The organism is Lysinibacillus sp. FSL K6-0075 (assembly GCF_038592945.1).
GTDB lineage: Bacteria > Bacillota > Bacilli > Bacillales_A > Planococcaceae > Lysinibacillus > Lysinibacillus fusiformis_F.
The window spans coordinates 2,749,333-2,761,445 of record NZ_CP151947.1; the positions used below are offsets into that span (position 1 = coordinate 2,749,333).

The following is a 12,113-nucleotide window of genomic DNA, read 5'->3' on the forward strand; positions in this document are numbered from 1 at the left end:
TTCTTTGCTTTTTATCTTCAGTGTTTGAAGATTTCATTTTAAGATACATAAAAAACCTCAAAATACATCATAGTAAGAAAAACGAGGTGACAATAATGCATACAGTGTGGAAAGGCAGTATTTCCTTTGGACTGGTCAATATCCCTGTGAAACTACATGCTGCTACTGAAAATAAAGATGTCAAATTGCGTCAGCTTCACAAAGACTGTCATACGCCCATTAGCTACAAAAAAGTTTGTGAGGGCTGTAACCAAGAGGTAAAAGATGAAGATATCGTGAAGGCGTATGAATATGCCAAAAATAAATTTGTTGTGTTGGACCAAGAGGATTTAGAAAACTTGCGTAAGGAAAATGAAGATAAGGCTGTGGAAATTATTGATTTTGTGCAATTAACTGAAATCGATCCGATTTATTTTGAGCGTACCTATTTCTTATCGCCCGATTCGACCGGTGCCAAAGCCTATTCATTGTTACGTAAAACATTAGAACAATCAGGAAAAATTGGCATTGCTAAAATCATTATCCGTTCAAAAGAGCAGCTTGCCATCGTACGTGTTTATCAAAATGCCCTCGTGATGGAAACCATTCACTATCCAGATGAAGTAAGAAGTATTGGCGATGTACCAAATATTCCAAGTGAACAGGATGTAGTACAAAAGGAGCTTGATACAGCGCTCATGTTAGTGGAGCAACTAACAACTACATTCAACCCTGAAAAATATACAGACGATTACCGTAATGCTTTATTAGAACTAATTGAAGAAAAGAAAGCTACAAATACGATAGCTACAAGTGATAAACAACGCCCAATCCCTGAAAATGTCACCGATTTAATGACAGCGCTACAGGCTTCCTTAGAAAAAACGAAAAAGCCAGCTACAAGAAAGCGGACAACACGAACAAAGAAAAATGCCTAAAAAAAGCGTATCCTTATTTCGGGATACGCTTTAAAATTGTTGAAGGAAGTTATTCAAATCCTTTTTATGCTGAATCACTAAAATTTTATTTAACAGATCACTTTGTTGTTTAAAAAATCTAGGTTTCCCCTTCTGCTCAAAGCGTTTATTCCAACGAAACATTTTAAAGAAGATCGAGAAAGTTGGTTGATAATGAGCTTTTTCGATACCCATTTTTTGTTTCATAAATCTTTTAATAATACGAAAGATCCGAATTTTGTAAGGGGTATCGAGAAAGAGAATGCAATCAGCTTGTTGGAAGCTATCAACAACCCACTCCTCCTGATGTATCCCTTCGATAATCCAACTGTTCGTTTGGAGAATGCTTTGTAAGTGCTCCTTTTTTTCTTCATCTGTTCTTAGAATATCTCCTGATTCCTTTCGAATCCATGCCACATTATCAAGCTCATAATAAGGAATCTGAAGGGTTTTAGATAATTCCCTCGCCAATGTTGTTTTCCCACTACCAACGGACCCAATGATATGTATTCTTTGTGGAAACTCTTTTGTCATCGAACCCCTCCATTACATATACCTTTGTAGAAATAATTCCTTTATTATACAATAAATTTCAGCTTAAAAATTCCAAGAACATAAGTTCCTATTCATGGTATAATGAAGGAAAAACTAGGAGACTCTTTATTTATGACAATACACGAGCAAATGCTGCAACAACAAGTAGCTGGTCTCAGCCTTGCCTATATAGAGGATGGAGAGCTTCAGAAAACAGAGTGCTTTGGGCTGTTAGAGGTCGGAAAAACTACCAGCATCAATACAGAAACCATCTTCAATGCCTGTTCAATCAGTAAACTACTAACAAGCATTTTAGTACTGAAGCTGGTCAAACAAGAACTAGTAGATTTAGATGAGGATATTAATCAAAAACTTACGTCCTGGAAGATACCAGATAATAACTATACTAGGGCAAAAAAAGTAACATTACGACATTTGTTATGTCATCAGGCAGGTATTATTGACCCTAAAGGCAGCTTTCCTCCCTTACTTTCATTGACACAAATGCCTTCGATGAGCGATATATTACACGGTAAAACACCTTATTGTCCCATGCCAATCGAAAGTACCATTGAACCGGGACATGAATTTCATTACTCCGATGCAGGCTTTTACATCGTTCAATTACTGATTGAGAACACCACAGGCTCATTGTTTCCTAAACTCGTGACAGACCTTATTTTTCGACCACTAGCCATGACAAACAGCTTTTTTTCTTCCGAAGTTCCAACTGCTAATACAGCAAGTGGTCATTATAAGGATGGCACCTTAACAGCTCAAAGACACCCAATCTACCCATACGATGCAGCTTGCGGATTATGGACAACACCGTCAGATCTAGCAAAATTATTACTAGAGGTAATGCAGGCATCGAAAGGAAAAGGTACACTTGGATTATCTTCAATCCATGAGCTAATTCGTCCTCAGGGCTGTAAGGAATGGATGGGCCTTGGTGTATTTCTTGATGGTATTAGCGAGCAGCTTGAAATATCCTCCCTTGGCTGGGGTGTTGGCTACCAATGTATGCTCGTGGCCTACCCCCATTTAGAAAAAGGCTTTGTTGCCATGTCTAACACCGATACAGGCGTCCATCAAATGCAAGGTCTCTTAGGCGATATCTATCGTTCCTTTGTCAACTAAAAAAGAGGCTCGATTTAAGCCTCTTTTCTCACCTGATAATGCATCTGTACCATTTGACCATATCGTTTTGTCTCCAGTAGCCTTAAATTTTCGAACGGACGTGGAGATGTAAACAAAGGTATTCCCGAGCCCAGTAAATGTGGTGTGATGGTAATAATCCATTCATCAATTAGTTGCTCCTGTAAAAAGGCATCTAGTATAGCTGCTCCACCTACCATCCAAATTTTTGTGCCTTCTTGCTCTTTTAATCGTTTAGTAAATGTGACCACATCTTCTTGGACAAATGTCACATGCTCATTTTCCCCAGTTTGAGCTGTTGTGAACACATAGCATTTTTTATCAGGATAGGGGAACGTATCACTGTGCTCTAGAATATAATCATAAGTTCGTTTTCCCATAATGACGGTATCAATGCTTTGATACATATCAGTGTAGCCATTATCTCCTTCTCCCTCAGTTTCTTCCAACCACTGCAAATCATCATTTTCCTTAGCAATAAATCCATCTAAACTCCCTGCAATAAATACCACTATTTCTCGTGACATCTCGTCAGCTCCTCTTCTTGAAAATCTCTTGTACAATCTCTATACTAAATATAAAACATGACAACTATTGGCATGATTAAATAAAAAGGTGAAAAAATATGTCCAAAGCCAAACGATTAATTGATATTTTGTTATTTGTCAGTGCGAAAAAGAAATTTACAGCGCAGGAAATTGCCGATACATTCAATATTTCAGTGCGAACAGTGCATCGCTACCTTTTAGATTTAAGTGACATGGGACTGCCCATCTATGCGGAGCAAGGTAGACATGGTGGCTATACTGTTTTATCAAATGCAATCCTTCCTCCTATTTTATTTACGGAGGAAGAAGCAGTCGCCATTTTCTTTGCATTTCAATCTCTGCACTACTATCGTGATTTACCTTTTAATACTGAAATGAAGTCTGTCTCTCAAAAACTATATGACTCCTTACAGCAGGAGGCCAAGAAAAAGGTGGATACGATGCAATCGTATATGGCCTTTTGGAATCCTAAAAGAGCCATTACAACGCCACTCTTAACAGACGTTTTAGAGGCGATCATCAACCGGTCACAATTGCATATCCAGTATGAATCAAAGTCTGGTATCACATCAAAGCATATCCAGCCTATTGGCGTGTACGCTCATGATGGCTTATGGTATATGCCTGCATTGTTGCTACCAAATGAAAAAATATTACTCTTCCGTGTCGATCGTATTCATGCCATGACAATCAGTGATAAAAGCCATAAAACGACGATGAATTTGCAACAGTGGCTTGAAAGTGACTATGAGCCTCAACAGCCTATTCGCTTATATGCAGAATTATCAAGCGAAGGCGTTCGTCAATGTTTAAGTGAGCCCCATCTTGAAAAAGCTGTTGTTCGACAAAGTGATGGAACAGGCTATATCGATACGATGATTGATCAAAATGAGCTCCATTTTAATAGCTCCCTATTCTTTCGCCTTGGTCAACATGCGATTGTCAAAGAACCCCAAGCATTAATTCAGCTTTTGCGTCAGCATGCACAGGAGCTATTCGCGATATATCCTGAGCAAACTGAGACCTAATCTGTTAGATGACAATTTTGTCAGATTCGTGTAACCTTCATCGTTACTACTTTTTAGTAAACTTCCTTATACTTGGTTTTGAAGGAGGAGATGAACGTTGCAACCAACCAACACTAATAAACGAATTGATACATTAGATTATTTAAGAGGGTTCGCCTTACTGGGCATTATTTTAGTCAATATTCCTGCATTAATGTGGATAGAACCACCTAAGCTAGCGAACGATATTGCCTATAGTCGCTTTTTAACACTTTTTGTAGAGGGTAAATTTTTTATCATTTTTTCATTTTTATTTGGTATAGGATTTTATCTCTTTATATCACGGGCCAAGGCAAGGGGCGAAAAAGCCTATGCCTTATTTAGTCGTAGACTTTTGATTTTACTGCTTATGGGGCTTGTACATTTTTATTTCCAACCAGGTGAAGCCTTAACTGTCTATGCTTTCTTTGGCTTTGTAGCCTTACCTTTTTATAAAATGCGCAAAGAAATCAATCTTATCATTGGGTTCATTCTTTTAGCCATTACTGCTTATTTTGGCCTTAAAATTTTGATGCCATTTCCACTGATTTTACTAGGTCTAGCTGCTGGTCAATATCGATTATTTGAAAATATCTCTATGCATCGAAGAAAAATTATGCTAGTGACGATTATTATGGGGTGTATTAGTATTGCTAGCTGGTTTTATCAATGGCTGTATGTACCTGATGTCATTGTCAATATTGATAATATGACTAAGGATCAGCTAGAAGCACATAGTACAAATATCGAGCAATTTGCATTAATCGGACTACAGTTCAGCCCATTTGCTTCAGCATTTTATATGGGAACAATCATCCTATTATTACAAAGCACTTTGTTCCAGCGACTATTAGCGCCGTTAAAAGCATATGGGCGCATGGCCTTGACTAATTACTTGGGCCAAACAGCACTCATTCTAGTAATCGGTCACGCCTTCCAGCTAATTGGGCATCTTCGCTACATTGAATCTTTGTGGATTTGTCTTGGTATTTATGTTTGCCAATTGCTATTTAGCAAGCTATGGTTACACTTTTTCCGTTTCGGCCCGATGGAATGGCTGTGGCGTATGGGTACCTATTGGACAGTTCCTCCCTTAAGACAAAGTAATAAAGATTCTTTATAGTCAATGATAAATACCTATCAGCATAGCGTTAAACGTCATATATTGGTAATGTACCCTACTCGCTTTCCATCTTTGCTCATATCTTCAGCAAGAAACACATCCCCATTTAATTTGGTCACTTTTTGCATACAGAAGATTACGGTCAGAAATATGCAGAAGTGACTAATTTAAAAACAGCGTTAATCCAATATTGACGCTGTTTCTTTTATTTCTATAAAAAAACATTTGATTAACAGACAAGTCACTGGATTTTAAAATCCAGTGACTTGTATTCATTGCAGTTATTTTTCTATATAGCTGTTCATTGCCACTTTCGTCACATTCGAGTATGTCTCTTCTTCTTAGATAGTTGGTTCATTAAAAAAGTAGGTGTTAGTCATTCTTATATCCATAGACCTAACGTCTAAATACGTGTTAATGCGCCATTCGGCTTTGGTAATTCTTGAACTGTTATCTGATTCATTTTACAAAAGTGTTTAAAGAATTGTTGCGCCAACTCTCGTTCTTTTGGGTCACTTTTCAACGAAATGATATCAAGTAAAATTTGAGCCATCCATAAATTTTCAAAATAACGATATTTACCTGTCTTCCATGTCATTTTTTCGGGGAATTTTTCATTTATATAGTATTGCCAGAACAGCAGCTGATCTGATTCCTGTTCTGTCAGTTGAATTCTGTATTTTGAATGAGCAGGAATATGTCCATCTTCACACAGCTTACCGACAAAATTTTCATTCACCATATAGACACCTAAGATACGTCTATCTTTTTCAGGCTTGCTGGATTCTCTTGCCGTTAATAGAACAGCGCTATTCTGGTGCAGGCGGCTCGGCTTGTTTGGCTTTCCTTTGTTATTACCACTCTTTAATATGCCTGAAAAAATTTTCCACTCGGAAAAAGAACTATTCTGTTCTTCTGTATCACACCAAAAAACCATTTGTGATGCGGGATGAAGTTTATGGTTATTCATAAGTTTTTCGTGTTCCAAGCGAAGTACTAGTTCTTTCCGTTGTAGTTTTTTTTCCTCTTCCTTCTTCCATTCTTCTTCTTGTCGTTCAATTTCTTTTTTTTGTATAATTTCCTCAAGTAACTTAGCATCACTTTTATCATGTATTTTTAGGTGGTTTCCAAATACATCAGGGAAAACAAACCTTTTATTTTCCGTTGCAAAATGGATTTCAATACTCGAATCATTTTGATTAACTATACTACCTATGCCAAAACGCTTGTGTGTAACTTTCTTATTAATTAGATTCATTAATCTAGTCCTCCTTATGGAATAAAAACTAAGTTACTATTAGATAGTAAATTTTTTTCATTAACTTCCTTTAAAGCATACATAACGGTTTTGATTTTTTTCAGCTTATCAAAGGAAATTAAAAAAACGTATCCAAATTCTTTCTGCAAAATAGGACATCGGAATTCGAAATACATTTATAAAAAATTATCGTAAGACTATTATAACATTTTTTAATAAAATTACAAATTTATTATTGACAACGCATTTTACCATGAGTTAAAATAAAACATTTATTCTCTACTGGATCTAAAAATAGCTGTAAAATAAAGTCCTTCAACTTCTGGAAAACGCCTCAAAAAATCCAACTTTCCGTTGTTGCAAACATAAATGACCTTTTTATACGAGGTATGCCAAAAAGAATCTTCACCTGCTACTTATCCTAAGCATAGAATGCAAATAATACCCTTTTTTATAGGGAGGATTGTATGAAGAATAATAAAGGCAATCGGAATAGTGATGGAATGGAATCCGTGAGTCAAGCAGCTAAGCTGGCAGTGATTGCAGGAGCCATTACAACACTGGGTGACGCACTAGCGACCATTGCGGCTGGTCTTGCTTTAGAGGATGAGCTAAAGGAAAATGAAAGCAATAGCAATGATATTAACAAACTGCAAAAGCAAATTGACGAATTGAATTATGAAATGAAGCAATTAAAAAGGATGTTACGTTAATACAAAAAACGACAATACCACTTGGATATTGTCGTTTTTTAGGCTATTTAGCAGCCCAAAGATCCATCTCTATTTTTATATCTGGTAGCCCTAATGCTGATACATAAGCAATAGTCATAGAAGGATAGGAATCACCAAACATGGCTACCCATTGCTGATAGAAGTGATGCCAATCAATCTCCTCTGTTGCCCAAATGTTAGCCTTTACCACATGTGAAGCATCCAATTCCTCAGCTGCTAAAATCATCTCAATATTTTTAAATGTATTAGTAATTTGCTCTATCAATCCTGCCGGCAATTGATCATCTTGACCAATCCCTATTTGTCCAGAGAATGCATACATTGCTGCATCTTTCGGAATGATTGTGACATGGCTATACTTTCCAACAGGGCTAGGTACCTGCATTGGATTTTTACGTATGACTTTTGATTTCATATTCTATTCTCCTTTAGGTCGTATTTTTCTAAAAAAGGGCAGACTTATCCCTTACTTATCGATTTTAGAAAAAAACAGCTGTGGAGAACCCTATACCCATGCTTAAAAAACGAATAGATCTTTTTTTCATGTGAATTCTCCTCCTTGTACCTAAAGTTATTTACACTTTACCATTTTTATCCTAGACAATCAATGAACCTAGAGACTATTTTTGAGTTTCAATAATTATTTCTCAGGCAATTAACTAGTCAACCATAACAAACACAACATATATATAGTAATGTAAAGCTAAATTAGCCTTACACCTCCGAAATTGTTACTAGGGTCACTCCATCCCAAGTGTCCCTTTGCATAAAACTAGGTACCCCACTTTGGCGTACCTAGTTTTTTTGGTTAGTATGCGTGTTCATTGATAGTATATCAGGGTAATATGAACAGTTTCTGAACAATATGGTAGGTGATGAAAATTAGCTTGAATTAAATTAATGTCCTTTCTCACCATCACCAAGCTCGATTTCTTACATAGAGCATAATAAAAGTCCTCTACGTTTGCAGAAGGCATGTGATCTTATTAAATTGCTCTCTCTTTTAATAGTTCCAATATCATTTTATACTTCTATTTTAAAAGAAATGAGGAACTGATTATGCAATTTAAATGTCTGTGTGCTCAAAAATCATAAGGTAGCAGTTCGATTGTTAGTTGAGGAAGACCTTGTTAGAACGATGGCTACTAAATAATTTTACATTCTACCTGTTTGCAAGGCTTTTCCCCAATCTTTTCTTCCATTTTTTTCACTTTGTAAGATAGCTGCATCTCGATTGTATGGAATAAGGATTTGTTCTATCATCCAATCGTCTTCTTTTTTAGTTACAATTGTATAATTCGCATAGGGAGAGCCAGACTCCATTTTATGATAGGTTGGTAATTCGTCTTCATATGCTGGTAATCCAACGCTACCCGGATTAATAACGATTTTATCATTAGGTAAATAGACAACTCTAGGTATGTGAGTATGGGCACAAAAAATAATGTTCTGCGAAATTCCATTAACCAACTTCAAAATATCTTCTGTTTTCTTAAGTGTACAACCATTTGGACTGATTTCCTCTAACAAATAACTTTCATCACTAGTGGGCGTACCATGACAAAAATAAAAATCTTCCGTTTGTAAAGAGAATGGCAAATCAGCAATCCATTCCTTCTGTTCCTCTTCCAATAGATTTTGAACATATTGTACCGTTGGATTATCTGTCTTGTTATCTAATAAGATTCGATCGCAATTCCCCCTAATATTTCGAATGTCCTCTTTTACTAATAATTCATAAGTTTCGATAGGAAATAAAGGTCCATATAAGCTATCACCTAGATTATATATATCCTTAATACCACGGTTCTTAATATCGAGTAGTACTGCTTGTAACGCATCTATATTTCCATGAATGTCTGATATAATAGCCGTCTTCATTACGAAGAGCCCTCCTTTATTCTTTACATCTACCTGTCCGACATCGTTATCACTGAATTTAAAAAGTGGGGTACACTCATTGAATGTACCCCACAATCCTTGATATATAAACTTACCTAAAGATTTTATGCTCATAAAGATAGTCATAGGAAAGGTCAACAAACAAATATTCATGCTCGTTGATGGCGATGGAGAATGTTCTTGTAATTTCTCCTGTTTCAATATCCCGATACAATTCAGAGATTTCCCCACTTTGATCGTTGCGCATTTTGATAATCGTTTGGAGGAAATACGGACGCCAGCTCCAATTTTTATTGATGGCACGTGGCTGTAGCTCCCAATTACCGTCAATTCGCATAACGTTTGGTGTTAACTGGAACCCATCCTCATTACAAATATAGAGTCGGAAGGAGTAGTTATCTAATAGTTCAGCTAAATACTCTAAATGGGAGACATTGTCGCTCGTTGGTTTCACACGGTGAACAATCGCCTCTAATTCCTCTCTTAATTTTTTTAACTGCAAATATTGTGCCTCCAGCATTTTCTTTTCGGAAGTAATAAATTGCTGGCATTCTTTTTTAAAACGTTCCTTTAATATATCCTTATCAACAAAGGTCATTGCTGGATTTGCTAGGTATGGTCCTTGATAAAATCTACCGCCATTTTTCCAAGCAAATTGTAGCTGATAAACCGTTTCGATATCTTCAAATAAAAGATTCGCTCCAATTTTATAAGCTAGGCTACCAATGGCGGAAATCATGTCCGATTGAGCAGACCAAGAATCATAATTTAAATCACGTGTATTGACCTTTAAGATATGGGGTGCCAATAACGCAATATGCTCTAAATGACTTTCGGCTCCTACTTCCTGAACGGCAATTTTCACTCCAAACGTCGTAAAATAGCGGAGGGCGTGATGTAGTTTGTTAATATCCCCGATAAAACGATGCTCTGATATGACAAGTACGATGCGCTGTAAATCTTTTTCATCTATATATTGTTGAATAATATTAAAATGACTTTCACCAAAATCTTGCATCAATAAATTTGGATTGCTTGGAATATAAATATCAATTTCTGGTGCAATTTCATCAATTTTAGCTAATGCCGCATGTAAAATTTTATGTTCCATATCAATTCGATATTCTTCTGGAATATCTTCATTGTTGACAAAATCCTTTAAATTAATTTGCTGACCTTGAATTTGTAGATATCCGGAAATTTCGTAGGCAATCACCGTATGCGCATCTGCACTAAATATCGGTTGATAATACCCATGTATTTGATCTAAATTCGTTAACACTTCAATTGCGTCCATCATCGAAACCTCCAATATGAATAACGTTTTCATTGTTATTCAAAAATAACATTGCATTCATCATGATTAACTAAAAAAATGCTCTCTGACTGTATAATAAGTTGTTTAAAGTAAAATCGCAACTTCACTTCTCATAATTTATGGCAAATCTGTCCTAAATTTTAACCTTCAACATAGACAATTATTTGATTTTTATCAATGCTAACGACTTTCCTGCATAGTAGGTTGCTTCTTACGCCATCTTGTTACTTTACTTAATTTTCATGTCAGTCAAGGCTGTTCTCTTATTTTGATTCTCACTTTAATTTATGCAACATGACACAAAGACAGCCGTGATAATAGATGATCATTATCCTATCCAAGCCAAATAATTCAGTCATTTGCCCAGTATTTAAGGACAATTTTATGAAAAAACAGTATCCCAATAGGACAACACGAGGCTCCTACTGGCATACTGTTTATTATTATTCAGACATAAAGAAATACCAAATCAGTGCGATTACTGCTAATGATAAAATAATAGCTATCGTTACGCGAAGCGGCGAAATAGGAGCATTTCCGCCAACTCGACCCGTTTGTCCATTCACCATAAAGCGGTAAATCTTCTCCTTATAGCGGAAAGAAGATAACCAAATCGGTAACATTAAATATTTGTATGTAATATCATCATGGTTTGTGGAAAAACGCAGATTGGATACTACATCGGCACTATTTTCCCAACGAATTTTGGACGTGATCTGCGCATGGAGATGATCATGGATTTCACTTTTTGCTTGGCTCCAGCCATCCTGCAAGCCAACACTGTAACGCTCTGATAAAAATCCAGCTACATATTGTGGTTTATAGGCCTTATTATTAAGGAGATTAAATGGTTCGATTTTTCGCATCATGTCCCGATCATAGCGTGTCGTGGCACTTACTAAATGATCGTCAATAAATTCCTGATAAAAACCACTTGTTGAATACCAATCTGTTTCTGTATGCGTTTTACCGTCTTTATCCGTAACTGTTCGATGACGTCCATATCTTGCGGAGTATCTGGAGCTTGTTTTTGAGTCAAACGTCCAATACGGGAGATATACCCCTTTAAAGGCATCAGGCTTTGCACTTATTTTGGCAGCCTTTGGTGTAAACCATCTGCCTTTAATCCATTTCTGAAAATGTTCCCCTGCCTGCTTATCCGTTACTTCAAAAGCACATACGCCATTGGGTGCTAGCGTATTCTCAGCACTAGCCTCCATGACCTGATTCGAACCGCAGTAAGGACAACTGTCAGCAACCTGCAGGGCATCATAAATCGTCTCGGCTGCACAAGCTTTACAAATGACCGTCTTTTTCTCTACGCCCCAATTGAAATTCCCACGTTCTTCTACTTTTAAGAAGTCCATTTCCTGGGCAACTTTTTCCTCTTCTTGCTCAGGTGTTGCAATTTCAGACTCAAATCCACAATACGGACAAGTCAGCTTACCTGTGGCCGGATTAAACTCAATCGATGCACCACAGGAAGGACATTCAGCATCAAAGTCAAGCTTTACTTGTTTGACATTTTCAACTTCTTGCGTTGACATAGGCCATCAT

The 12,113-nt window shown here is 36.7% G+C and carries 12 protein-coding genes; 5 read left to right on the top strand and 7 right to left on the bottom strand.

Annotated elements, in window-relative coordinates; all coding sequences use genetic code 11:
• Positions 1–95 precede the first annotated feature (95 nt).
• Positions 96–917, top strand: coding sequence for a Ku protein (locus tag MHB65_RS13525; RefSeq protein ID WP_342440683.1), 822 nt, complete (start codon positions 96–98; stop codon positions 915–917).
• A 30-nt stretch (positions 918–947) separates the two neighbouring features.
• Here the strand turns inward: MHB65_RS13525 and MHB65_RS13530 are convergent, their stop codons facing one another.
• On the bottom strand, positions 948–1,469 hold the full coding sequence (locus MHB65_RS13530) for an AAA family ATPase (RefSeq protein WP_342440684.1): 522 nt from the start codon (positions 1,467–1,469) through the stop codon (positions 948–950).
• Positions 1,470–1,601: 132 nt separating this feature from the next.
• Between MHB65_RS13530 and MHB65_RS13535 the strand changes: the two genes are divergently transcribed.
• A complete protein-coding gene (locus MHB65_RS13535) occupies positions 1,602–2,609 on the top strand; it encodes a serine hydrolase domain-containing protein (RefSeq protein WP_342440685.1) in 1,008 nt (335 codons plus the stop codon).
• Between the two features lie 14 nt (positions 2,610–2,623).
• Here the strand turns inward: MHB65_RS13535 and MHB65_RS13540 are convergent, their stop codons facing one another.
• Positions 2,624–3,154 carry a dihydrofolate reductase family protein gene (locus tag MHB65_RS13540; RefSeq protein WP_342440686.1) on the bottom strand — a complete coding sequence of 177 codons (531 nt, stop codon included), beginning with the start codon at positions 3,152–3,154 and terminating at the stop codon, positions 2,624–2,626.
• A 98-nt stretch (positions 3,155–3,252) separates the two neighbouring features.
• Here MHB65_RS13540 and MHB65_RS13545 point away from each other — a divergent pair, with 98 nt between their 5' ends.
• Together MHB65_RS13545 and MHB65_RS13550 are read left to right on the top strand one after the other, a co-directional pair.
• Positions 3,253–4,203 (top strand): YafY family protein, encoded by a 951-nt coding sequence (locus MHB65_RS13545; protein WP_342440687.1) that lies wholly within the window; start codon positions 3,253–3,255, stop codon positions 4,201–4,203.
• Between the two features lie 97 nt (positions 4,204–4,300).
• Entirely contained in the window at positions 4,301–5,344 is a 1,044-nt protein-coding gene (locus tag MHB65_RS13550; RefSeq protein ID WP_342440688.1) for a DUF418 domain-containing protein, read from the top strand.
• A gap of 403 nt (positions 5,345–5,747) precedes the next feature.
• Here MHB65_RS13550 and MHB65_RS13555 read toward each other — a convergent pair whose 3' ends face one another.
• Complete coding sequence (locus MHB65_RS13555; RefSeq protein WP_342440689.1) at positions 5,748–6,602, bottom strand: malate synthase; 855 nt, start codon at positions 6,600–6,602, stop codon at positions 5,748–5,750.
• Positions 6,603–7,069: 467 nt separating this feature from the next.
• Here MHB65_RS13555 and MHB65_RS13560 point away from each other — a divergent pair, with 467 nt between their 5' ends.
• On the top strand, positions 7,070–7,315 hold the full coding sequence (locus MHB65_RS13560) for a hypothetical protein (RefSeq protein WP_342440690.1): 246 nt from the start codon (positions 7,070–7,072) through the stop codon (positions 7,313–7,315).
• A gap of 43 nt (positions 7,316–7,358) precedes the next feature.
• Here the strand turns inward: MHB65_RS13560 and MHB65_RS13565 are convergent, their stop codons facing one another.
• From MHB65_RS13565 to MHB65_RS13580, 4 genes are all read right to left on the bottom strand, one after another.
• Positions 7,359–7,751, bottom strand: a complete 393-nt coding sequence (locus MHB65_RS13565; RefSeq protein WP_342440691.1) for a RidA family protein — start codon at positions 7,749–7,751, stop codon at positions 7,359–7,361.
• 740 nt (positions 7,752–8,491) lie between these two features.
• Complete coding sequence (locus MHB65_RS13570) at positions 8,492–9,217, bottom strand: metallophosphoesterase family protein (RefSeq protein WP_342440692.1); 726 nt, start codon at positions 9,215–9,217, stop codon at positions 8,492–8,494.
• A 112-nt stretch (positions 9,218–9,329) separates the two neighbouring features.
• On the bottom strand, positions 9,330–10,535 hold the full coding sequence (locus MHB65_RS13575) for an EAL-associated domain-containing protein (protein WP_342443741.1): 1,206 nt from the start codon (positions 10,533–10,535) through the stop codon (positions 9,330–9,332).
• Positions 10,536–10,999: 464 nt separating this feature from the next.
• Complete coding sequence (locus MHB65_RS13580) at positions 11,000–12,103, bottom strand: hypothetical protein (RefSeq protein ID WP_342440693.1); 1,104 nt, start codon at positions 12,101–12,103, stop codon at positions 11,000–11,002.
• Positions 12,104–12,113: the final 10 nt, after the last annotated feature.

Coding starts and splice junctions, on each gene's coding strand:
- MHB65_RS13525 (WP_342440683.1), top strand. CDS start 96: ATGCATACAGTGTGGAAAGGCAGTATTTCCTTTGGACTGGTCAATATC.
- MHB65_RS13530 (WP_342440684.1), bottom strand. CDS start 1,469: ATGACAAAAGAGTTTCCACAAAGAATACATATCATTGGGTCCGTTGGT.
- MHB65_RS13535 (WP_342440685.1), top strand. CDS start 1,602: ATGACAATACACGAGCAAATGCTGCAACAACAAGTAGCTGGTCTCAGC.
- MHB65_RS13540 (WP_342440686.1), bottom strand. CDS start 3,154: ATGTCACGAGAAATAGTGGTATTTATTGCAGGGAGTTTAGATGGATTT.
- MHB65_RS13545 (WP_342440687.1), top strand. CDS start 3,253: ATGTCCAAAGCCAAACGATTAATTGATATTTTGTTATTTGTCAGTGCG.
- MHB65_RS13555 (WP_342440689.1), bottom strand. CDS start 6,602: ATGAATCTAATTAATAAGAAAGTTACACACAAGCGTTTTGGCATAGGT.
- MHB65_RS13560 (WP_342440690.1), top strand. CDS start 7,070: ATGAAGAATAATAAAGGCAATCGGAATAGTGATGGAATGGAATCCGTG.
- MHB65_RS13565 (WP_342440691.1), bottom strand. CDS start 7,751: ATGAAATCAAAAGTCATACGTAAAAATCCAATGCAGGTACCTAGCCCT.
- MHB65_RS13570 (WP_342440692.1), bottom strand. CDS start 9,217: ATGAAGACGGCTATTATATCAGACATTCATGGAAATATAGATGCGTTA.
- MHB65_RS13575 (WP_342443741.1), bottom strand. CDS start 10,535: ATGGACGCAATTGAAGTGTTAACGAATTTAGATCAAATACATGGGTAT.
- MHB65_RS13580 (WP_342440693.1), bottom strand. CDS start 12,103: ATGTCAACGCAAGAAGTTGAAAATGTCAAACAAGTAAAGCTTGACTTT.